This is a genomic window from Mycobacterium sp. GA-1285, from assembly GCF_001499905.1.
Classification (GTDB): Bacteria; Actinomycetota; Actinomycetes; order Mycobacteriales; family Mycobacteriaceae; genus Mycobacterium.
Map to the genome: position 1 here is coordinate 126,708 of NZ_LQIS01000053.1, position 20,590 is coordinate 147,297.

A 20,590-nucleotide genomic window follows, 5' to 3' on the forward strand; every position below is an offset into this window, starting at 1 on the left:
CCTCTAGCGTCACGGCCAACTGATCGAAACCGATCACCGAACAGCTAGACATCCGAAGGACGGAGACCACCATGGCGCAGGCACCCGACCGCGAGAAGGCCCTCGAGCTGGCTCTCGCGCAGATTGAGAAGAGTCACGGCAAGGGGTCGGTGATGCGGCTCGGCGAAGAGGTCCGCCAGCCGATCTCGGTTATCCCGACCGGGTCCATCGCCCTGGACGTGGCGCTCGGTCTCGGCGGACTGCCGCGCGGACGCATCATCGAAATTTACGGTCCAGAGTCCTCAGGCAAGACGACGGTTGCCCTACACGCAGTGGCCAACGCCCAGGCCGCGGGCGGCATCGCCGCGTTCATCGACGCCGAGCACGCGCTGGACCCGGAGTACGCCAAGAAACTCGGGGTCGACACTGACGCGCTGCTGGTCAGCCAGCCCGACACCGGTGAGCAGGCGCTCGAAATTGCCGACATGCTGATCCGCTCAGGTGCGCTGGACATTCTGGTCATCGACTCGGTGGCGGCGCTCGTGCCGCGCGCCGAGATCGAAGGCGAGATGGGCGACAGCCACGTCGGTCTCCAGGCCCGGTTGATGAGTCAGGCGCTCCGTAAAATCACTGGCGCACTGAGCAATTCGGGCACCACCGCGATCTTCATCAATCAGCTTCGCGAAAAGATCGGAGTGTTCTTCGGTTCTCCTGAAACGACGACGGGCGGAAAGGCTTTGAAGTTCTACGCCTCAGTTCGAATGGACGTCAGGCGAATTGAAACGCTGAAAGACGGCACTGACGCGGTCGGTAACCGGACCCGCGTGAAGGTCGTCAAGAACAAGTGCTTGGCCGAAGGCACTCGGATCTTCGATCCGATCACCGGTATCACCCATCGCATCGAGGACGTCGTCGATGGCCGTGAACAGATCCACGTCGCCGCAGCCGCCAAGAACGGAACGCTGCACGCGCGGCCCGTGGTTTCTTGGTTCGACCAGGGGACACAGGACGTCATCGGACTGCGGGTTGCCGGTGGCGCAACGGTTTGGGCGACACCTGACCACAAGATCCTCACGGAGTACGGGTGGCGCCAGGCCGGTGAACTCCGCAAGGGGGATCGGGTGGCGCAACCACGCCGCTTCGAAGGATTCGGCGATCATGAGCCGATCCCGGCGGACCACGCCCGCCTGCTCGGCTACCTAATCGGCGATGGCTACGTGGGTGGCAAGACCCCGATCAACTTCATCAAAGTTCAGCAGGCTCTCATCGACGATGTGACCAACATTGCGGCGTCGTTGGGCTGTGCGGCCCATCCGCAGGGGCGTATCTCACTTGCGATCGCTCACCGACCCGGTGAACGCAACGGCGTTCTAGACCTCTGCCGGCGGGCCGGTATTCACGGCAAGCTCGCGTGGGAGAAGACGATTCCGAGCTGGTTCTTCGAGCCGGATATCGCCGCCGACATCGTCGGCAATCTGCTCTTCGGTCTGCTTGAGAGCGACGGTTGGGTAAGCCGAGAACAGACCGGAGCGCTTCGGGTCGGTTTTACAACGACCTCAGAACAGCTTGCGCATCAGATACATTGGCTGCTACTGCGATTCGGCATCGTGAGCAGCGTTCGAGATTACGATCCGGCGGGGAAGCGGCCGAGTATCGTCAACGGTCGACGGGTTCAGAGCAAGCGCCAGGTGTTCGAGGTCCGGGTCGCAGGCATGGACAACATCGCCGCATTCGCGGAAGCGGTTCCCATGTGGGGGCCGCGCGGCGTTGCGCTTGTCCAAGCGATGCCAGAAGCTATGCGGGGGCCGCGGCGCGGCTCGCAGGCTGTGTATCTGGCCGCGGAGATGACCGACGCTGTGCTCAATTATCTCGACGAGCGTGGCGTGACCCCGCATGAGGCTGCAGCCATGGTTGGTTCGAGTGCCGGGGATCCGCGCGGCGGAATGAAGCAGGTTTTGGGTACTGGCCGACTCCGCCGGGATCGTGTGCAAGCGCTCGCAGACGCCTTGGATGACAAGTTCCTGCATGATGTGCTGGCAGAAGAACTCCGGTACTCGGTGATCCGAGAGGTACTGCCAACGCGGCGGGTACGGACCTTCGACCTCGAGGTTGAGGAGCTGCACAACCTCGTCGCGGAAGGAGTTGTCGTGCACAACTGCTCGCCGCCTTTCAAGCAAGCCGAGTTCGACATCCTGTATGGCAAAGGTATCTCCAAGGAGGGGTCCCTCATCGACATGGGTATCGAGCAGGGCTTCGTGCGCAAGTCCGGCTCCTGGTTCACCTACGAGGGCGAGCAGTTGGGCCAAGGCAAGGAGAACGCTCGCAAGTTCCTGATCGAGAACGTCGACGTGGCCAACGAAATCGAGAAGAAGATCAAAGAGAAGCTCGGCATCGGCGCCGTGCTGACCGACGGCCCGCCCGAAGATGAAGTCCTCCCCGCCCCCGTCGACTTCTGAGGCCCCACGCGAGGAGCAGGCGCGCGACCTATGTCTGCGCCTGCTCACCGCGCGAGCGCGCACCCGCGCCGAACTGGCCGGGCAACTGACCAAGCGCGGCTACCCCGACGACATCAGCGACCGGGTGCTCGACCGGCTCGCGCAGGTGGGCCTAATCGACGATGCCGACTTCGCCGAACAGTGGGTCCGATCCCGGCGGGCGAATGCGGGCAAGGGCCGACGGGCGTTGATCGCGGAGTTGCGGACCAAGGGCGTCGACAACGACATCATCGAGGCAACCTTGGCCGACGACAACCCCGCCGCCGAGCGCGCACGAGCGGAGCGACTGGTGGCCGACAAGCTGCGCCGCGAGAGCCTCACCGACTCCGACGACGCCAAACTGGCGCGTCGACTGGTGGGAATGCTCGCAAGGCGTGGTTATAGCCAGACCATGGCGTTCGATGTCGTGAAGATGGCGCTGGCCAACGAACGCGAGCGTCGCCAGGTCTAAGACACGACGTAGGCCAGGGACTCGAGTAGTCGGCGCGCACAGCGTGGCGCGGTTGCAATGAAATACCCGACCGCGTAGGCACATTGCATGCAGGTATCCGTCAAGCTGGCACCCACCTTCGACTATCCGGTCCTCGAACGGTTCTGGGAGACGGCCGACGACCTCGGATTCCCGGCGGTGTGGAACTACGACCACTTCTACGGTCTCGTCGATCCCACGACGCCGACCCACGAGGGATGGACCAGTCTTGCCGCGATGGCGGTCGTCGTGCGACGTGCCCGGGTGGGCTGCCTGGTCACCGGTGTCACGTACCGCAACCCCGCGGTGCTGGCGAAGATGGCGGTCACCGTCGACCATATTTCCGGCGGCCGGTTGGACTTCGGCCTCGGCGCCGGCTGGCACGAGGACGAACACCGTGGGTACGGCATCGACTTTCCGACGCCGGGACAGCGGGTCGCGATGGTGGACGAGGCGCTCACGGTCATTCGCAGGCTCTGGACCGAAGAGGCCGTCGACTTCGCCGGCCGCTTCTTCACGCTGCAGCAGGCCCGCTGCGATCCCAAGCCGCTGCAGCGGCCACATCCGCCGATCGTGGTGGGCGCATCGCAGCCGAAGATGCTGCGGGTCGCCGCGCGACACGCCGACGAGTGGAACATGCCGAGCACCGCACCACACGAGTGGGAGGCGGCCAACAGCGGACTGGACGACGCGTGCACAGCGGAAAGCCGTGATCCGTCGTCGATCCGGCGGGGCGTGCAGTTGTTCCTGCACCCGCAGCAGCCGGATCAGGTCGACGCCCAACTCGAGTCCATGGCCGAATACGCGCGACTCGGCTGCCAGCACGTCGTGTTGTCCTTCTATCAGCCGCCCGACGACGAGTTGCTCGCGCGTTGCGCGGAACTGGCTTAGCGGTCTGAGCGCGCCGGTCACACGGCTTTGGCGCCCGGTGCGCCTTCCTGCTCGACGGCTTCGGTTTCGAGCGGCGCAGGACCGCGACGCGAACGCCGCATCCGCGCTTCCACCCGGGTCGCCACCCAGGACAGGGTGAAGTTCACGCTGATGATCAACAACGCGACCACGATCAGGGCGGGCAACAGATTGCCGTAAGCGGTCCCCATCTGCACGCCCTGGCGCACGAGTTCGAGGAATGTGATCACATAACCGATCGCGGTGTCCTTGAGCACCACGACCAGCTGCGAGATCAACACCGGCAGCATCGACGTGATCGCCTGCGGCAGAAGGATTGAGCGCATCGTCTGCCCCCACGTCAAGCCGAGCGCGTAGGCCGCTTCAGATTGTCCGCGCGGCAAAGCGTGGACGCCGGCCCGCACGATCTCGGCAATAACTGCGCCGTTGTAGAGCGTCAGCCCGGTGATGACCGCGGCGAGCGCCAGATGCCTGGACGGGAACATGTCGTAGGTCGCGTACAGCGCGAAGGCGAACAGCATCATGATCAAAACCGGTACGGCGCGGAAGAATTCGACGATCACCGCACACGGCCAGCGAAGCAGGTTGTGGGTCGAGAGTCGGCCCACGCCGAGCAGCAGACCGAGGATCAGCGCCAGCACGATCGACACCGCGGCGGCCGTCAACGTGCCCTGCACACCGGGCAGTACATACGTCCGCCACAGATCGGCCGTCAGGAACGGCTTCCACTTGGCCGCCGTGAGCTGATCCTTGTCCGCCATCTGCACGAGCACCGCGATGAGGACCAGCGCGGTCACCACGATGACGATCGCCGACACCACCCAGTTACGGACCCGCGCCCGCGGTCCCGGCGCGTCGAAGAGGACAGAAGCCGAACTCATCGGTTGACCGCCATCCGTTTGCCGAGCCAGCCGAAGAACAGTCCTGTCGGCAACGTCAGGACGACGAAGCCGGCCGCGAAGATCGCGCCGACGGTGAGGATCGCCGCGGTGTTCTCGATCATCTCCTTCATCAGCAACGCGGCCTCGGCCACACCGATCGCCGAGGCGATCGTGGTGTTCTTGGTCAAGGCGATCAACACCGACCCGAGCGGTATGATCACGGCTCGAAAAGCCTGCGGCATCAGGATGAGTCGCAGATTCTGTCCGAACGTCAGCCCCAGCGACCGGGCCGCCTCCGCCTGCCCCAGCGGCACAGTGTTCACCCCGGAACGCACCGTCTCACATACGAACGCCGCGGTGTACAGCGCGAGGCCGAGCACCGCCAGACGAAAGTTGCTGTCCTCGATGGACGTTCGCGAGTTCGGGTCGACCAATGTGATCCCCATGGTCCCGGCCAACCCGAACGAGCAGAACAGGATGATCAGCGTCAGCGGCGTATTACGCACCACGTTGACGTATGTCGTTCCGAGCCAACGGAGCACCGGCACCGGCGCCAGCCGCATCGCGGCCAGCACCGTGCCGAGCACCAGCGCGCCGATACCGGAGTAGACCGTCAGCTGAATCGTCGTCCAGAACGCCTCGACGATCTGGCCGACGGTGTAGCCGGGGAGAACCTCCACATGACCTCCTAGCGCGGGGGAGGTCCGTCAGCCCTGGTTGATCTGCGGGGGCTTGGGCGCGGGAATGCCGGCCGCCCCGAGGTTGGCATCCCACGCCTTCTTCCAAGCGCCCTCCTGCTCCATCTTCGCCAGGGCGTCGTTGATCTGGGTCAGCAGCTCGGAATCGCCTTTCTTCAAACCGATCCCGTAGCGCTCCTCGGAGAAGGTGCCGCCGACGACCTTGAACTCACCCGGACTCTGCGCCGCATAACCCGCCAGGATCACCTCGTCCGTTGTCACCGCATCGATGGCGCCGTTCTTCAACGCTTCGACACACGCCGAGTACGTGTCGTACTGCTGCAGCTGCACGCCGGGGAACTTGTCTTTGATCCGTTGCGCGGGTGTCGATCCCGATACCGAACACAACTTCTTGTTGTTCTGCAACGACGCCTCACCGGTGATGTCGGTGTTGTCGGCGCGCACCAACAGGCTCTGCCCGGTGATCAGGTACGGCCCGGCGAAGTCGACCTTCTCCTTGCGCGCGTCGGTGATCGAGTACGTTGCGACGATGTATTTCACCTGACCGTTCTGGATCAACGTCTCGCGCTGTCCGGACGGGGCTTCCTTCCACTCGATCTTGTCCTCGGGATAGCCCAGTTGTTGGGCGACGTACTTGGCCACGTCGACGTCGAAGCCGCTCATCGTGCCGTTGGGATTCTTCAGTCCCAGCCCGGGCTGGTCGAACTTGGTGCCGATGACGATCGTGTCACCGTCGCCCCCGCCGCACGCGGTGGCCGACAGTGGCAGCGCGACGGCGAGCGCGAGCGCTCCCAGAACGCGCTTGGAAATCGATGGCATTGGAGATTCCTTTCGACTAGTGGTGAAGGATCTTGCCGAGAAAGTCCTTGGCGCGGTCGCTTTGCGGAGTGGTGAAGAACTGATCGGGTTCGGCCGCCTCGACGATCGCGCCGTCGGCCATGAACACCACCCGGTTGGCGGCGCCGCGGGCGAACCCCATCTCGTGCGTCACGACCAACATCGTCATCCCGTCTTTGGCCAGCGACGTCATGACGTTGAGCACTTCGTTGATCATCTCGGGGTCCAGTGCGCTGGTCGGTTCGTCGAACAGCATCACCTTCGGGTTCATCGCCAGCGATCGCGCGATCGCCACCCGCTGTTGCTGGCCGCCGGACAGCTGCGCCGGGTACTTGTCGGCCTGGTTGGCAATGCCCACCCGCTCGAGCAGCTGCATCGCCTTGTCGCGGGCCTCGGCCTTCGACTTCTTGCGCACCTTCATCGGAGCCAGCGTGACGTTCTCGAGGATCGTCTTGTGGGCGAACAAGTTGAAGGACTGGAACACCATGCCCACATCGGACCGCAACTCGGCCAGCTTGCGTCCCTCCTGGGGCAGCACTTCGCCGTCGATCGCGATGGTGCCCGAATCGATGGCTTCGAGCCGATTGATGGTGCGGCACAACGTCGACTTACCCGAGCCCGACGGCCCCAGCACCACGATCACCTCACCGCGCTCCACCTCGAGGTTGATGTCCTTGAGCACATGCAGGTTGCCGAAGCGTTTGTTGACGTCCGAGATCGAGATCATGGGCACCGTTGACCGAGTCGGATCGACCGCTTTTCCATCCGACCCGCTGGTTTCCATGGGTGCAGACCTTACCGAGGGAAAGGCATGGCTGCCCGGAACCGGTGAATCCGCCCGGCTCGCCGCAGTGCCCGGTCCGTACCATGGGGCCGTGGCTTCGATGGTGACGCGAGAGGGAGCGGCCCAGTGGGCCGTTCGCCGGCACGCACCCGGCGAGTCCTCACGTGAAGCGGCGAAGACCCGCACATACCAGGTCCGCACCTACGGCTGCCAGATGAACGTGCACGACTCGGAGCGACTCGCGGGATTGCTGGAGGGCGCAGGCTACCAACGCGCCGCCGACGGCGACGACGCCGACATCGTGGTGTTCAACACCTGCGCCGTACGCGAGAACGCCGACAACAAGCTCTACGGCAACCTCAGCCACCTGGCGCCGCGCAAACGGGCCAACCCCGATATGCAGATCGCAGTCGGCGGCTGCTTGGCGCAGAAAGACCGCGCCGCCGTGCTGCGGCGGGCGCCGTGGGTCGACGTCGTCTTCGGCACCCACAACATCGGATCCCTACCCACGCTGCTCGAACGCGCCAGGCACAACAACGCGGCCCAGATCGAGATCGTCGAAGCGTTGCAGGAGTTCCCGTCCGCGTTGCCCGCCGCACGCGAATCCGCTTACGCCGCTTGGGTGTCGGTGTCGGTGGGGTGCAACAACACCTGCACGTTCTGCATCGTGCCCGCCCTGCGCGGCAAGGAAGTCGACCGCAGGCCCGGCGACGTTCTCGCCGAGGTGCAGACCCTCGTCGAACAAGGGGTCCTCGAGATCACGCTGCTCGGCCAGAACGTCAACGCCTACGGCGTGTCCTTCGCCGACCCTGCCGAACCGCGGGACCGCGGTGCGTTCGCCAAACTTCTGCGAGCGTGCGGCGGCATCGACGGACTCGAACGGGTGCGGTTCACCTCACCGCACCCCGCGGAGTTCACCGACGACGTGATCGCCGCGATGGCCGAGACGCCGAATGTCTGCCCGACGCTGCACATGCCGCTGCAGTCCGGGTCCGACCACATCCTGCGGGCGATGCGACGGTCGTACCGCGCCGAGCGCTATCTCGGCATCATCGACCGCGTCCGCGCGGCGATCCCGCATGCCGCGATCACGACCGATCTCATCGTGGGCTTCCCGGGGGAGACCGAGGAGGACTTCCAGGCGACGCTCGACGTCGTCGAGCAGGCGCGGTTCGCCAGCGCATTCACCTTCCAGTACTCCAAGCGGCCCGGCACCCCCGCCGCTGAGTTATCCGACCAGATCCCCAAAGCCGTTGTGAGCGAACGCTATCAACGGCTGATCGACCTCCAGGAGCGGATCTCTCTGGAGGAGAACCGCGCGCTGGTCGGCGGCACCGTCGAAGTCCTGGTGGCCGCCGGCGAGGGCCGCAAGGACACCGCGACGGCCCGGATGTCGGGCCGGGCTCGCGACGGCCGCCTGGTGCACTTCAACCCGGACCGACTCGACATCCGACCCGGTGATGTCGTGACCACGACCGTGACCGGTGCCGCACCGCACCACCTGATCGCCGATTCGACCGTGCACACCCATCGCCGCACCCGGGCGGGCGACGCCCACGCCGAAGGCTGGCGACCGCGCACGGGCGTGGGCCTGGGTATGCCGGGCTTCGGCGCACCGGCGACACCGGCGACCTCGACGGGATGCACACGATGACGGCTCCGGACGACAACGGTTTCGAGGAATTCAAAGGCGACATCGAGGCCGCCGAGCGGCGCGTGGCAGGCGAGATCGACCCCGGCGCGCGAGCCCTGGTGATCGCCATCGGAGTGTTCGTGCTGCTGTTGACGTTCTTGCTGCCGCACACCGGGGACGCACGCGGGCTGGACGTGCTCGTCGGCGGCGAGACCGCGGTGCGGGAGGGAATCACCCTGCCGTTGCGCGTATTCGCTTGGCTGGTACTGGTATTCGGCGTTGGCTTCTCGATGCTGGCGCTGCTCACCCGGCGTTGGGCGTTGGCCTGGATCGCGCTGGCGGGCTCGACCGTGGCGACGTTTCTCGGTTTGTTGGCGGTGTGGTCACGCCAGACCGCCCCCGAGCGCTACCCGGGTCCGGGAATCGGGCTGATCATCGCCTGGATCGCGGTCGCGGTGGTGACGTTCCACTGGGCCAGGGCGGTGTGGTCGCGCACCGCGCTGCAGTTGGCCGCTGAGGAGGAACGACGCAGAGCGGTCGCCGAACAACAGAGGAAGGGTCTGCTCGACAATCTCGAGAAACCCGACGACCCGGACACGCCGAGCTGATCCAGTCCGCAACTGGTTCTGCTGCGAAACCGGACGAGTCGGCGACCTAGCGGGTATTGCCGAGCGCCTCGGCGGCCGCGTCCGCCCACTGCCGCCACTGCTCGGCGTTGGCTCGCGCGTCCGCGGCGTCCTTGTCGCGCCCGGCTGCTGCCGCCTTCTCGGCCTGGCGCTCGTATTGTTCTGCGCGAGCCCGGAATTGATCGGCGCGGGCCTGAGCCTCGGGGTCGACGCCGTGCGTCGGCGCCTCGCGGACCTTCTTCTCCACCGCGCGCAGGCGGCGTTCCAACTCCGCGCCGCGCTCGCGGGGCACTTTGCCGATGGCGTCCCACTTTTCGCCGATCACCCGCAGCGCGGCGCGCGCCGCCTCGAGATCGGAAGTGTCCAGCTTCTCCGCCTCGGCCAGCAGCGCCTCTTTGGCCTCCGCGTTGGCGCGGAACTCGGCGTCGCGCTCGGCACTGGCGGCGTTGCGCGCGCCGAAGAACTTGTCCTGGGCCGCCTTGAACCGCTGCCACAACGCGTCGTCGACGTCCTTGGCCGCGCGCCCGGCCGACTTCCATTCGGCCAGCAGCTCGCGGAACGCCGCACTGGTGGGGCCCCAGTCCGTCGAATCGGCCAACGCCTCGGCGCGCTCACACAGCGCCTCCTTGGCCTGCCGGGCGCCGGCGCGCTCGCGGTCGAGCTCGGCGAAGTGTGAGCCGCGTCTGCGGTTGAACTGCTCGCGCGCCGCCGAATACCGCTTCCACAGCGCGTCGTCGGTCTTACGGTCCAATCCGGTGATCGTGCGCCACTCGTCGAGGATCTCCCTCAGCCGGTCACCGGCGGCCTTCCACTGGGTGGAGTTCGCGGCGATGTCCTCGGCCTCGGCGGCCAGCGCTTCCTTGCGGACGGTCTGCGCGGCGCGCAACTCCTCGCGTCGGGCCTTCTCGGCCTGCGCCGTCTCGTCGGCATGGGTGATGATCGCCTGCAGACGCTGGGCGATCGCGTCGACGTCGCCGAGCACGTGCGCCGTCGGCAGGGTCTCGGCCAGCGATTGGGCGGCCGCCTTGATCTTGCGGGCGTCGCCGGTGCCGGACTCGAGCCGCCTTTCCATCAGTGCGACCTCGGTCTGGAGGTCGTCGAACCGCCTGCCGAAGTGCGCGTAGGCCGCCTCGGTGTCGCCTGCCTGCCACGATCCGATGATCCGTTCGCCCGAGCCGGTGATCAGCCACACGGTGCCGTCGGGGTCGACGCGGCCGAACCGATGCGGATCGCTGGTCGGGGGAGGGGCCACCATCGGTCCCGGCCGGACCGGCCGCGGCGCGGGTCCGGGACGTGGCGGTCCGGGCCGGGGAGCGGGTTTCGGCGCAGAGGACTGGTCCCCTGGCTGGCTGGTCGTCATGTCCGTAATCCTCGTGCCCTCCGCGGCGTACCGCGTACCTGCCGCGCAACGCGGCGCCTGATCGCTGTCCGAACGCTATTGAAACAGGTCGCCGGGGCGCGTGCGCACCGGTTTCCGCGATGACCTGCCTAGGCTCGTCGCGACAACCTACGGAAGGACTGCGATGGCCGTCACGGACGCTGCGGTGGATCTGGCCGTCGTTCTGGCACTCGGCGCCGCCGTGTTCGTGGCGATCGGCGACGTGATCCACCAGCGGCAGGCTCACGAGGTCGCCGACGAACCGGTGGGACATCTGGAGTTGTTCACCCGGCTGCTGCGCGACCGGCGGTGGTGGCTGGGTAGCTTCGTGGCCGCCGCCGGGTTCGCGTTGCAGGCCGCCGCCCTGGGCCTGGGATCTGTCCTTCTCGTTCAGGCGCTGCTGGTCACGTCGCTGCTGTTCGCGCTGCCGATCCACGCCCGGCTCTCGCATCGCAGAGTGACGCGGTGGCAGTGGACGTGGGCGGCGTTGTTGGCGGGGTCGGTCGCGGTGATCGTGACGGTCGGCAACCCGACCGAGGGGCATTCCCGGGCCTCGTGGGAAACCTGGACGGAGGTGCTGGTGGTGCTGGTTCCGGCGTTGGTGCTGTGCGTGATCGGTGCCAACATCTGGGAGGGACCCGTCAGCGCGGTGCTGCTCGCGCTGGTGTCCGGAGCGTTGTGGGGGTTGTTCGCGGTGCTGACCAAAGGCGTCGTCGACCGTCTCGGCGACGGCCTGGAAGCGCTGTTGCGCACCCCGGAGCTGTACATCTGGGCCGTCGTGGCGGTCGCGGGCACGGCGTGGCAACAGGCGTCGTTCCGCGCCGGGGCGCTGACCGCGTCGCTGCCGACGATGACGGTGGCCGAACCGGTGGTCGCCTCGGTGCTCGGTGTCGTGGTGCTGGGGGAGACGCTGCGGCCGGGTGAGGCCGGTTGGCTCACGCTGATCGCCGCGGTGGCGGTCATGGTGGTTTCGACGGCCGCGCTCGCCCGCGGTGAAGCCGCCACGGCCGCCCAGCCCGCACCGCATTAGCGTGGACGGCGTGCTGAGCGCCATCGCGATCGTCCCGTCGGCACCGGTCATGGTGCCCGAACTCGCCGGCGGCGCGGCGCCGGAGCTGGCCGATCTGCGCGATGCGGTGTTCGCGGCGGTGGCCGGGCTCCCGCCGCGCTGGGTCGCTGTCGGGGTGGGGCGCTCCGATCGGGTCGTCGCTCCGCAACACGCCGGGACGTTCGCCGGCTACGGCGTCGACGTGCGGGTCGCCCTGTCTGCAGGCGTCGATGGCGATCCGGTCGCGCTTCCGTTGTGCGCGTTGATCACCGGTTGGCTGCGCGGGGCGGCCCGTGCCGATGCCTCCGCTGAAGTTCGGGTCTACGCCGTCGGCCACGACGTCGACGCGGCGTTGGCCCACGGCGGGCGGTTGCGCGCCGAGATCGACGAAGCGGGCGAGCCCGTCGGCGTCCTCGTCGTCGCCGACGGCTTCACCACGCTGACACCGGCCGCACCGGGAGGCTTCGACCCCGACACGATCGCCGTGCAAGCCGCGCTGGACGACGCGCTGGCCGGCGGGGACACCGCCCCGCTGACCCGATTGCCGGAGGCGGTGGTGGGACGGGTCGCCTACCAGGTGCTGGCGGGCCTCGTGGGTCCCGGCCCCCGGTCGGCCAAGGAGCTGTACCGCGGTGCGCCGTACGGCGTCGGCTATTTCACGGGGCTTTGGCAGCCGCGATGAATTCTCGGACACGATGACGCGGCCGATCGCGATCATCGGCCCCACGGGGACCGGTAAGTCGGCGCTGGCCCTGGACGTGGCCGAACGGCTCAACGGCGAAGTCGTGAACGCTGACGCGATGCAGATGTACCGCGGCATGGACATCGGAACCGCGAAGCTGACGGTTCACGAGCGTCGCGGGATCCCGCACCATCAGCTCGACGTGCTCGAGGTGACGGAGACCGCGAGCGTGGCTCGCTACCAGCAATCTGCCGCAGCCGACGTCGAAGCCATCCTCGATCGCGGCGCGACTCCCGTCATCGTGGGCGGGTCGATGATGTATGTCCAATCGCTGCTGGACAATTGGACGTTCCCGGCCACCGAACCGGCGGTGCGCGCACGGTGGGAGCAGCGCCTCGCCGAGATCGGTGCGGCGGCTCTGCACCGGGAGCTGGCGCGTGTGGACGCCGACGCCGCGGCCTCCATCGCGCCCACCGACGGGCGGCGCATCGTGCGCGCGCTCGAGGTGGTCGAACTTACCGGCCGGCCGTTCGCCGCATCGTTTCCCGTCATCGGCGCACCGCGCTGGGATGCCGCCATTATCGGACTTGATTGGCCCACAACGCTTCTCGACGAACGCCTGGCTCAGCGGACCGACAAGATGTTCGCCGACGGACTCGTCGACGAGGTGCGCGCGCTGCTGAAGCGTGGGCTGCGCGACGGGGTCACTGCCTCGCGGGCCCTGGGGTACGCGCAGGTCCTCGCCGACCTCGACGCCGGCGGCGACGGCTCCGCGGCACGGGAACCGACGTTCGTCGGCACCCGCCGCTATGTGCGTCGGCAACGGTCCTGGTTCCGCCGCGACCACCGCATCGTCTGGCTGGACGGCGCCGCCTCCGGCCTCGCGGAGGCGACGCTGCGGGTCTGGCGGGACGTACCCTGAACACGTGAGGTTCGCCAAGGGACATGGCACGCAGAACGACTTCGTGCTGCTACCCGACCTCGACTTCGAGTTGACGTTGTCCCGGGCGGCGGTGACGGCGCTGTGTGATCGGCGACGCGGGCTGGGCGCCGACGGTGTGCTGCGGGTGACCACCGCGCAGGCCGCGCAGCGCGCCGGATTGTTCGAACAACTGCCTGAGGGCGTCGTCGGCGACGACTGGTACATGGATTACCGCAACGCCGACGGATCGATCGCGCAGATGTGCGGCAACGGGGTGCGAGTCTTCGCGCACTACCTGCGCGCCAGCGGCCTGGAGACCCGCGACGACTTCGTGGTGGGGTCGCTGGCGGGTCCGCGGCCGGTGGTGTTGCACTACTGGGACGCGACGAACGCCGACGTCACCGTCGAAATGGGCAAGGTGAACCAGTTGGGCAGCGGGGAGGCGATCGTCGGTGGAAGGCCGTTTGCCGGGCTCGCGGTCGACGTCGGCAACCCCCATCTGGCCTGCGTCGACCCGGACCTGTCGCCCGAGGAACTGTTCGCGCTCGACGTCGGGGCCCCGGTGTCCTTCGACGCCGCGATGTTCCCGGAGGGCGTCAACGTCGAGGTGTCGACCGCACCGGTGGACGGCGCGGTGACGATGCGTGTGCACGAACGCGGCGTCGGCGAGACCCGGTCCTGCGGGACGGGCACCGTTGCCGCCGCGGTCGCGGCGTTGGCCTACTCCGGCGCCGCCACCGGCAGCCTCGATGTTCGTATCCCGGGCGGTGAAGTCTCGGTCACCGTCACCGAGGCCAGCAGTTTCCTGCGCGGGCCGTCGGTTCTGGTGGCCCACGGCGAGCTGTCCACGGAATGGTGGAGCGTTGCTCAACGTTGATTGGGGTGCATGAAAAGTGATCTCCGTGCGAATCTCTATTCGCCTATGACGTATCCCGATCCCTCTACCACTCACAGCGCTCCGAGCGCGGGTGAGCTGGCGCTCGAAGACCGCACGGCACTGCGCCGCGTGGCCGGTCTGTCGACCGAACTGACCGACGTCTCCGAGGTCGAGTACCGCCAGCTCCGCCTGGAACGCGTGGTCCTGGTCGGCGTGTGGACCGAAGGCAGTGCGGCCGACGCCGACGCCAGCCTGGCCGAACTGGCCGCGCTCGCCGAAACCGCGGGCTCGGAAGTGCTCGAAGGCGTTATCCAGCGCCGCGACAAACCGGATGCTTCCACCTACATCGGCTCGGGCAAGGCCGCCGAACTCCGCGAGATCGTGCTCGCGACGGGTGCCGACACCGTCATCTGCGACGGTGAGCTCAGCCCCGCCCAGCTGACCGCCCTGGAGAAGGCGGTCAAGGTCAAGGTCATCGACCGCACCGCGCTCATCCTCGATATCTTCGCCCAGCACGCGACCAGTCGGGAGGGCAAGGCGCAGGTCAGCTTGGCGCAGATGGAGTACATGCTGCCCAGGCTGCGCGGATGGGGCGAGTCGATGTCGCGGCAGGCCGGCGGCCGTGCCGGCGGCGCCGGTGGCGGCGTGGGCCTGCGCGGTCCGGGTGAGACCAAGATCGAGACCGACCGCCGTCGCATCCGCGAGCGGATGGCCAAGCTGCGCCGCGACATCAAGGACATGAAGAAGATCCGCGACACTCAGCGCAGCGGCAGGCGGCGCAGCGAGGTGCCGTCGGTCGCGATCGTGGGTTACACCAACGCGGGTAAATCCAGCCTCCTCAACGCGCTCACCGGCGCGGGCGTGCTGGTGGAGAACGCATTGTTCGCAACGCTCGAACCGACAACGCGCCGAGGCGAATTCGCCGACGGCAGGCCATTCGTGCTGACCGACACCGTCGGCTTCGTTCGTCACCTGCCCACCCAGCTGGTGGAGGCCTTCCGCTCCACGCTGGAGGAGGTCGTCGACGCCGACCTGCTGGTGCACGTCGTCGACGGGTCCGATGCGAATCCGCTCGCTCAGATCAATGCCGTTCGTACGGTCGTCAGCGAGGTGATCGCCGGAGCCGTTCCGGCGGCGACATCGGAACCGGTACACGATGGGGCTCGAGCACCGGAACTGTTGGTGGTCAACAAGATAGACGCCGCCGATGGTCTGACGCTCGCGCAGCTGCGCCGCGCCCTGCCCGACGCGGTGTTCGCCTCAGCGCGCACCGGTGACGGACTGGAGCGCCTGCAGCAGCGGATGGCCGAGCTGATCACACCGACCGACGCGGCGGTCGACGTGACGATCCCTTATGAACGCGGTGATCTCGTCAGCCGCGTGCACGCCGACGGCCGCGTCGATGCTACCGAGCACACCGCCGATGGCACCAGGATCAAGGCTCGGGTGCCGGCCGCGCTGGCGGCCACGCTGCGCGATTACGCGACGTTCTGATGCATTCCGACGGCCTCGGCGCATAGCGAGGAGGCGCAGAGGTCTCTTCCCTCCGCGCCTCCCGCCGCAGACCTACCGGTCGTCGGATGGCCGCTGCTCGGATTCCTGCCGCTTCTCGGCGGTCTTGGCCGCCGCGCGCGCGCTCTCGGCTTCGGCTTCCTTCTGTGCGGCGTTGCGTTGCGCATCCGCCTTGTCCTGCTGTGCCTTACCTTCGCGGTACAGGTCGTCTCGACCGGCGACCGCGCCTAGCACCTCTTTGGCCTTGCCCTTGGCGCCTTCGACGACACCTTTGATGGCCTCCTCGGGCCCACTGTTCTTGTTGTCGGACACTGCGGCTTCCTCCTTGCCGATCGGTCGGTGTGACGGTCCAGTACCCGAAACGGCGCTTCGCTAATCGGACAGACTGCTTCGGTGAGGCACCTCACAGCCGAACTCGACGATGGTGTCGACGCGACCGAGTGCTCGCCGCAACCCCCTTTGGGAGCCTTGGCAATTCGCACGAGCTAGGAATTTCCGGTCGGCCCGTGCGGCGGGGACGCGCGGGATGATCGCCCCGATCGTCCTCAACGCTGTGGAGTGTCGAGAAAACGTATAGCCCTCAGGGGGATTCAGGAAGCGGTGCACCTGGCTCTGAAGCGTGGTGGAACCGGCCCGCGCGCAACCAGCCGCGGCGGACGTCGCGCGTCGCTATCCGAAGGGATCCCGGCATACCTTTCCGAGCCTTTCCGAGCAGCGGTGATGGGTCCGCGCCGCCCTCGAGCGGTCTGACCGCGTGGATGTCGCCGTCTCGCAGGTCGGCGGTGCACGCTCCCCAGTGCGTCAGGCTGACCGGGCGGGGCATGGCGTCAGTCTAGGTGCGGGCATCCTCCGGCTCCGCCCGGCCGACAATCCGCTGGCTATCCGTCGCCGCCCGCGGATAGCGAATGGCAATTCCTCCGGAATCGTGTGCGCCGATCACCGATCGGGCAAGACATTGCCTGGTAGCAACCGATATTTGAGCAAATTTTTCGCTGATGCCAGCAATTTCCGACTCCCGCGTGCAAACTGTTTGCGGCGCCGCCACCGAGACTGCGGGCGCCAATAGCGGGGATGCGGTTGCGATCAATCGAGGCGGCACGGCGGGGTTATCCACAGCGAATGCAGTATTGGCAGGTATTTTCTTGCGAAGATCGGCGTGTTCGTTGGTTATTGGCGTAAGACGACAGATAGAGGACGGGTGCGAAATCGTCGAGCGAAATTTCGTACCGACCCGGGAGGTCGAATGATCGGGCGGGACAGCCGGCACACCACGGTGTTGGGCCGGATGGCGATCGGTCTGCTCGTGGGCGCCGTGGCTCTACTGCTACCGCCGGTGGCGGGCGCCTCACCGGAATCCGATGCCGCCAACGCCGCGATCGCGGCGGCGTGGGACGGAAGCGGCGGCGACGGTGGCCCACTGGGCCCAAGACAGGGCGACGTGTACGCGGTGGGGAACGGCTTCGCGCAGAACTTCGCCGGCGGCAAGATCTTCTTCACGCCCGATACCGGCGCTCACATCATGCGCGGTGCGATCCTGGAGAAGTACGAATCGCTCGGTGGACCGGCCGACAGCGATCTCGGCTTCCCGACCATGGACGACGGCCCCGGGCGGGCTCCCGGCAGCTTCAATGTCACGTTCAGCGCCAGCGACAAGCCGGTGATCTTCTGGACGCAGGACACCGGCGCGCGCGTGGTCCGTGGACCCATCAACGCGGCGTGGGACAGGTTGGGCGGTTCCACCGGACCGCTCGGTGTGCCCGCCGACGATGAGACCTATCGCGGTGACCTGATCACTCAGAAATTCACCGGCGGCGAGATCACCTACAACACCCGCGACAAGACGTTCACCACCGTCCCGCCCGACCTCGCCGGGCAGTTGGCGGACGTGCAGCCGCCGGGTGATGCGACATCGGCGATCAACGCGGCACGCCGCGCAGCCGGAGGCCCACTGGGACCACTCGGCGCCGCGGAAGGACCCCCGTACCCGATCGGTAAAGACGGCCTCGGCCAGAACTTCGCCGGCGGCAAGATCTTCTACAGTCCCGCGACAGGGGCGCGAGTCGTCACCGGTCAGGTTCTGTCCAGATACGAAAGCCTCGGCGGGCCCGAAGGCGATCTCGGCTTCCCGATTGCCAGTGAGGCGGACGGCGGCCTGCCCACCGCGAGCCGGATGGCGCGATTCGCCGCCGAGGACAAACCGGTGATCTTCTGGACGCCCGACCATGGTGCGGTGCTTGTACGCGGCGCGATGAGTGCGGCGTGGGACAAGCTCGGTGGGGCCCAGGGGGCCCTCGGCGCGCCGATGGCCGATCGGTCCGAGAAGGACGACGTCGTCACGCAGCGATTCACCGGCGGCGTGGTGTCCTGGAATCGGTCGACCGGTGAGTTCACTACGGAGCCACGCAATCTGGCGGCCGAGTTGGCCGGGCTCGAGGTGCCGGCCGAGCAGGGATCCGAAACGCCGGGCACCCCGCGCACCGCGAACTCCGGTGGTGACCGCGACTGGTTCACCTTCAGCTGGTGGTGGCTGCTGGCGATCGTCCCGGTGCTCATCCTCGTCGGCCTGGTGGCGTTTGCAGCGCTGCGCAACCGGCGTCGTCTCGACGTCGATCGCCCCGGCCCAGTCGACGACCATTACGACGACACGTACAGTGCCGAGGCCGAACAGGCCTACAGCACACTGGGTTCGGATGCACAAACGTCGGGCGGCGGCGATCGATCCGCGGCGATGTTCGCTGATCGCTATGCCACCGAGGGTTTGGGTGCGCTGTCTGCGCCGGGAGAGTCGGGAGCCGCTCCGTCTGCCGATCCGTGGGAGGCATCGTCGGCGGGCTTCGGCGATTCTTCGGACTCGTCGACTTTCGGCGGGGAGGATCCCGACAACGTCGACACCGCGCCGACCCGCATACCGACTTCGGGAGAGGCCGACATCGTCGCAGAGCGCCTGGCCGCGGGCTCGGGCGGAACCGTCGACGAGCAGGGCAGTGTGCCCGAGGAGGGCGATGCGCCGCCCGATGAGAGTTACGCGGTGCCTCAGGAGAGTGGCACGGTGCCCGACGGATTCGGCGCGGCGCCCGAAGAGGGCGATCTCCCTGCTGAACCCACCGAACGCGAACCGCTGCAACGAGATCCGCTGACCGACACGGGTCGTCACGCCAAGATCGTCATCGACGAGCCGGAAGTGCCGAGCCCCGCATTCCGCCTTCCGTTCGGCGACTCCGGGCAAGCGCCCGAGGGCTACCCGATCAAGGCCGACACCCAGTCGGGCCGCTATTGGCTTCCCACCTCGGCCGACTACGACGAGGTGCGAGCCGAAATCTGGTTCTCCAGCGAGGATTTCGCTCGCACCAACGGCTTCGTACGAGCCGACTAGATCTTCCGTATGACGGTGACGACCTTGCCCAACACCGCGGCGTCGTTACCTGGAATCGGATCGAAGGCCGGGTTGTGAGGCATCAACCACACCTGTCCGCGTGTACGTTTGAACGTTTTCACCGTGGCCTCGCCGTCGATCATCGCGGCGACGATGTCACCGTTGTCGGCGACGCTCTGCTGACGCACAACCACCCAGTCGCCGTCGCAGATCGCAGCGTCGACCATCGAGTCGCCGACGACCTTGAGCAAGAAGAGCGAGCCTTCGCCGACCAGTTCGCGCGGCAGCGGGAAGACGTCTTCGACGGCCTCCTCGGCCAGGATGGGTCCGCCGGCCGCGATGCGCCCGAGCACCGGCACGAATGTCGGCTCCGGTAGGGCATCGGAACCCGCCACTTCGGTGGCCACGATCGGAGTCACGTGGTCGTCGGCGCCACGCACGTCGACGGCCCGCGGCCGGTTGGCGTCACGCCGCAGATACCCCTTGCGTTCCAGCATGCGCAGTTGATGCGCGACCGAAGAGGTGGAGGTCAAACCGACCGCATCGCCGATCTCCCTGATGCTCGGGGGATAGCCGCGGCTGGTGACCGATGCGCGGATCACGTCGAGGATGGTGCGCTGGCGCTCGGTGAGCCCAGAAGATCGGGGCCCGCCTGTGCCGTCCGAATTATCGCTGCTGGAGTCCATGCCGCCGAATGTAACTCGCGGCACACGATTAATCAAACATGTGTTCGAGGCGTGTCGTCGTCGGATGCCGAGGAAATCGGGCGTCGATTTTTTTGTCGGTGCCCTGTCCTATCGTTTCACAACATTTCGATCACACGTTCTATCTTTCGAACATGTGATCGACTATCTTCGAACACAAGAGCGAAGTCAGCGAAACGGAAGGCAGGATGATGACTGTTCTCGACACCCACGAATTCCAGGATGCGCGCGTGGTCAGAACCGGTAGCCGGCCTGCTGGAACCCGTCATCGGCGCACGTCGGTGACCCGACCGGCCGGGGCCGCGGTGCGTTATCGCGGAACCGGGGTGCTGATGTCGCGCGCCTCGCACCGACGGCGACCGATCACCCCCGCCACCACGGTGCTCCTGTCCTTGGTGGCAGCGGGAATCACGGTGTGGCTCGGCCTGGTCGCGCAGTTCGGCGGCGTCGTGGGCACCACCTCGGCCACGGTGCCGGACCGCCTCGCGGTGGTCCAGGTCCAGACCGGTGAGACCCTGCAGCAGGTGGCCATGCGAGTGGCCCCTGATGCCCCGGTCGGCCAGGTGATGGATCGGATCAGCGAGCTCAACCAGCTCGACTCGCCTGCGCTGGATGCCGGGCAGACGTTGATCGCGCCGGTCGGCTGACGGTCGCCGGCAAACAGCTTGCTGCGCAGACATGTTCAGCGACAGATCGGCGGACTATGTGCCGTTCAGCCCGGTGCTGGGCTTTCGCAACCCGCCGCGGGTACCCTCGGAGAGGTTCGAGTTGGTCGTTTGTTGG

The 20,590-nt window shown here is 67.1% G+C and carries 20 protein-coding genes; 12 read left to right on the forward strand and 8 right to left on the reverse strand.

Translation table 11 applies throughout. The features are described 5' to 3' along the window. Positions 1 to 71 precede the first annotated feature (71 nt). The 3 genes from recA to AU193_RS20410 all read left to right on the forward strand — a co-directional run bounded on the left by recA (position 72) and on the right by AU193_RS20410 (position 3,834). Positions 72 to 2,435 (forward strand): intein-containing recombinase RecA, encoded by a 2,364-nt coding sequence (recA, locus tag AU193_RS20400; protein ID WP_064424195.1) that lies wholly within the window; start codon positions 72 to 74, stop codon positions 2,433 to 2,435. Next, on the forward strand, positions 2,404 to 2,925 hold the full coding sequence (gene recX / locus AU193_RS20405; RefSeq protein WP_064424196.1) for a recombination regulator RecX: 522 nt from the start codon (positions 2,404 to 2,406) through the stop codon (positions 2,923 to 2,925). Before recA ends, recX begins: the two co-directional genes overlap by 32 nt. 87 nt (positions 2,926 to 3,012) lie before the next feature. Further along, a complete protein-coding gene (locus AU193_RS20410; RefSeq protein ID WP_064424197.1) occupies positions 3,013 to 3,834 on the forward strand; it encodes a TIGR03560 family F420-dependent LLM class oxidoreductase in 822 nt (273 codons plus the stop codon). Positions 3,835 to 3,851: 17 nt separating this feature from the next. On the opposite strand, the gene AU193_RS20415 is transcribed toward AU193_RS20410, so the two are convergent. Genes AU193_RS20415 through AU193_RS20430 form a run of 4 tightly spaced genes read right to left on the reverse strand, consistent with a single transcriptional unit; the run spans position 3,852 to position 6,995 of the window. After that, positions 3,852 to 4,733, reverse strand: coding sequence for an amino acid ABC transporter permease (locus tag AU193_RS20415; protein WP_064424198.1), 882 nt, complete (start codon positions 4,731 to 4,733; stop codon positions 3,852 to 3,854). Beyond that, positions 4,730 to 5,413 (reverse strand): amino acid ABC transporter permease, encoded by a 684-nt coding sequence (locus AU193_RS20420; RefSeq protein WP_064424199.1) that lies wholly within the window; start codon positions 5,411 to 5,413, stop codon positions 4,730 to 4,732. Before AU193_RS20420 ends, AU193_RS20415 begins: the two co-directional genes overlap by 4 nt. 27 nt (positions 5,414 to 5,440) lie before the next feature. After that, entirely contained in the window at positions 5,441 to 6,250 is an 810-nt protein-coding gene (locus AU193_RS20425) for a glutamate ABC transporter substrate-binding protein (RefSeq protein ID WP_064424200.1), read from the reverse strand. 16 nt (positions 6,251 to 6,266) lie between these two features. Next, the gene (locus AU193_RS20430; RefSeq protein ID WP_064424201.1) at positions 6,267 to 6,995 is read right to left on the reverse strand and encodes an amino acid ABC transporter ATP-binding protein; all 729 of its coding nucleotides are present in this window, start codon (positions 6,993 to 6,995) and stop codon (positions 6,267 to 6,269) included. Positions 6,996 to 7,152: 157 nt separating this feature from the next. Here AU193_RS20430 and miaB point away from each other — a divergent pair, with 157 nt between their 5' ends. Together miaB and AU193_RS20440 are read left to right on the forward strand one after the other, a co-directional pair. Beyond that, complete coding sequence (miaB, locus tag AU193_RS20435) at positions 7,153 to 8,706, forward strand: tRNA (N6-isopentenyl adenosine(37)-C2)-methylthiotransferase MiaB (RefSeq protein ID WP_064424267.1); 1,554 nt, start codon at positions 7,153 to 7,155, stop codon at positions 8,704 to 8,706. Then, positions 8,703 to 9,293, forward strand: a complete 591-nt coding sequence (locus tag AU193_RS20440; RefSeq protein ID WP_064424268.1) for a hypothetical protein — start codon at positions 8,703 to 8,705, stop codon at positions 9,291 to 9,293. Before miaB ends, AU193_RS20440 begins: the two co-directional genes overlap by 4 nt. A 46-nt stretch (positions 9,294 to 9,339) precedes the next feature. Here AU193_RS20440 and AU193_RS20445 read toward each other — a convergent pair whose 3' ends face one another. Further along, positions 9,340 to 10,671, reverse strand: coding sequence for a DUF349 domain-containing protein (locus tag AU193_RS20445; RefSeq protein WP_064424202.1), 1,332 nt, complete (start codon positions 10,669 to 10,671; stop codon positions 9,340 to 9,342). 163 nt (positions 10,672 to 10,834) lie between these two features. Here AU193_RS20445 and AU193_RS20450 point away from each other — a divergent pair, with 163 nt between their 5' ends. From AU193_RS20450 to hflX, 5 genes are read left to right on the forward strand one after another with little or no spacing between them, the layout of a single operon-like run. Then, positions 10,835 to 11,719, forward strand: a complete 885-nt coding sequence (locus tag AU193_RS20450; RefSeq protein WP_064424203.1) for a DMT family transporter — start codon at positions 10,835 to 10,837, stop codon at positions 11,717 to 11,719. A gap of 10 nt (positions 11,720 to 11,729) precedes the next feature. Then, positions 11,730 to 12,419 carry a hypothetical protein gene (locus AU193_RS20455; protein ID WP_064424269.1) on the forward strand — a complete coding sequence of 230 codons (690 nt, stop codon included), beginning with the start codon at positions 11,730 to 11,732 and terminating at the stop codon, positions 12,417 to 12,419. 13 nt (positions 12,420 to 12,432) lie between these two features. Beyond that, on the forward strand, positions 12,433 to 13,341 hold the full coding sequence (miaA, locus tag AU193_RS20460) for a tRNA (adenosine(37)-N6)-dimethylallyltransferase MiaA (protein ID WP_064424204.1): 909 nt from the start codon (positions 12,433 to 12,435) through the stop codon (positions 13,339 to 13,341). Between the two features lie 4 nt (positions 13,342 to 13,345). Next, a complete protein-coding gene (gene dapF, locus AU193_RS20465) occupies positions 13,346 to 14,218 on the forward strand; it encodes a diaminopimelate epimerase (RefSeq protein WP_064424205.1) in 873 nt (290 codons plus the stop codon). 45 nt (positions 14,219 to 14,263) lie between these two features. Next, positions 14,264 to 15,712 (forward strand): GTPase HflX, encoded by a 1,449-nt coding sequence (gene hflX / locus AU193_RS20470; RefSeq protein ID WP_064424206.1) that lies wholly within the window; start codon positions 14,264 to 14,266, stop codon positions 15,710 to 15,712. Positions 15,713 to 15,784: 72 nt separating this feature from the next. Here hflX and AU193_RS20475 read toward each other — a convergent pair whose 3' ends face one another. Continuing rightward, on the reverse strand, positions 15,785 to 16,042 hold the full coding sequence (locus AU193_RS20475) for a CsbD family protein (protein ID WP_064424207.1): 258 nt from the start codon (positions 16,040 to 16,042) through the stop codon (positions 15,785 to 15,787). Positions 16,043 to 16,310: 268 nt separating this feature from the next. Beyond that, positions 16,311 to 16,553: a hypothetical protein gene (locus AU193_RS22970; RefSeq protein WP_371259256.1), complete on the reverse strand. Its 243-nt coding sequence runs from the start codon at positions 16,551 to 16,553 to the stop codon at positions 16,311 to 16,313. Positions 16,554 to 16,973: 420 nt separating this feature from the next. On the opposite strand from AU193_RS22970, the gene AU193_RS20480 reads away from it, so the two are divergent. Further along, positions 16,974 to 19,103 (forward strand): LGFP repeat-containing protein, encoded by a 2,130-nt coding sequence (locus AU193_RS20480; RefSeq protein WP_064424208.1) that lies wholly within the window; start codon positions 16,974 to 16,976, stop codon positions 19,101 to 19,103. On the opposite strand, the gene lexA is transcribed toward AU193_RS20480, so the two are convergent. After that, complete coding sequence (lexA, locus tag AU193_RS20485; RefSeq protein ID WP_064424209.1) at positions 19,100 to 19,789, reverse strand: transcriptional repressor LexA; 690 nt, start codon at positions 19,787 to 19,789, stop codon at positions 19,100 to 19,102. The two genes, AU193_RS20480 and lexA, sit on opposite strands and share 4 nt — an antisense overlap. Before the next feature lie 209 nt (positions 19,790 to 19,998). Here lexA and AU193_RS20490 point away from each other — a divergent pair, with 209 nt between their 5' ends. Beyond that, entirely contained in the window at positions 19,999 to 20,454 is a 456-nt protein-coding gene (locus AU193_RS20490; protein ID WP_064424270.1) for a LysM peptidoglycan-binding domain-containing protein, read from the forward strand. Positions 20,455 to 20,590: the final 136 nt, after the last annotated feature.

Coding starts and splice junctions, on each gene's coding strand:
- recA (WP_064424195.1), top strand. CDS start 72: ATGGCGCAGGCACCCGACCGCGAGAAGGCCCTCGAGCTGGCTCTCGCG.
- recX (WP_064424196.1), top strand. CDS start 2,404: ATGAAGTCCTCCCCGCCCCCGTCGACTTCTGAGGCCCCACGCGAGGAG.
- AU193_RS20410 (WP_064424197.1), top strand. CDS start 3,013: ATGCAGGTATCCGTCAAGCTGGCACCCACCTTCGACTATCCGGTCCTC.
- AU193_RS20415 (WP_064424198.1), bottom strand. CDS start 4,733: ATGAGTTCGGCTTCTGTCCTCTTCGACGCGCCGGGACCGCGGGCGCGG.
- AU193_RS20425 (WP_064424200.1), bottom strand. CDS start 6,250: ATGCCATCGATTTCCAAGCGCGTTCTGGGAGCGCTCGCGCTCGCCGTC.
- AU193_RS20430 (WP_064424201.1), bottom strand. CDS start 6,995: ATGATCTCGATCTCGGACGTCAACAAACGCTTCGGCAACCTGCATGTG.
- miaB (WP_064424267.1), top strand. CDS start 7,153: ATGGTGACGCGAGAGGGAGCGGCCCAGTGGGCCGTTCGCCGGCACGCA.
- AU193_RS20440 (WP_064424268.1), top strand. CDS start 8,703: ATGACGGCTCCGGACGACAACGGTTTCGAGGAATTCAAAGGCGACATC.
- AU193_RS20445 (WP_064424202.1), bottom strand. CDS start 10,671: ATGACGACCAGCCAGCCAGGGGACCAGTCCTCTGCGCCGAAACCCGCT.
- AU193_RS20450 (WP_064424203.1), top strand. CDS start 10,835: ATGGCCGTCACGGACGCTGCGGTGGATCTGGCCGTCGTTCTGGCACTC.
- miaA (WP_064424204.1), top strand. CDS start 12,433: ATGACGCGGCCGATCGCGATCATCGGCCCCACGGGGACCGGTAAGTCG.
- hflX (WP_064424206.1), top strand. CDS start 14,264: ATGACGTATCCCGATCCCTCTACCACTCACAGCGCTCCGAGCGCGGGT.
- AU193_RS22970 (WP_371259256.1), bottom strand. CDS start 16,553: ATGCCCCGCCCGGTCAGCCTGACGCACTGGGGAGCGTGCACCGCCGAC.
- AU193_RS20480 (WP_064424208.1), top strand. CDS start 16,974: ATGATCGGGCGGGACAGCCGGCACACCACGGTGTTGGGCCGGATGGCG.
- lexA (WP_064424209.1), bottom strand. CDS start 19,789: ATGGACTCCAGCAGCGATAATTCGGACGGCACAGGCGGGCCCCGATCT.
- AU193_RS20490 (WP_064424270.1), top strand. CDS start 19,999: ATGACTGTTCTCGACACCCACGAATTCCAGGATGCGCGCGTGGTCAGA.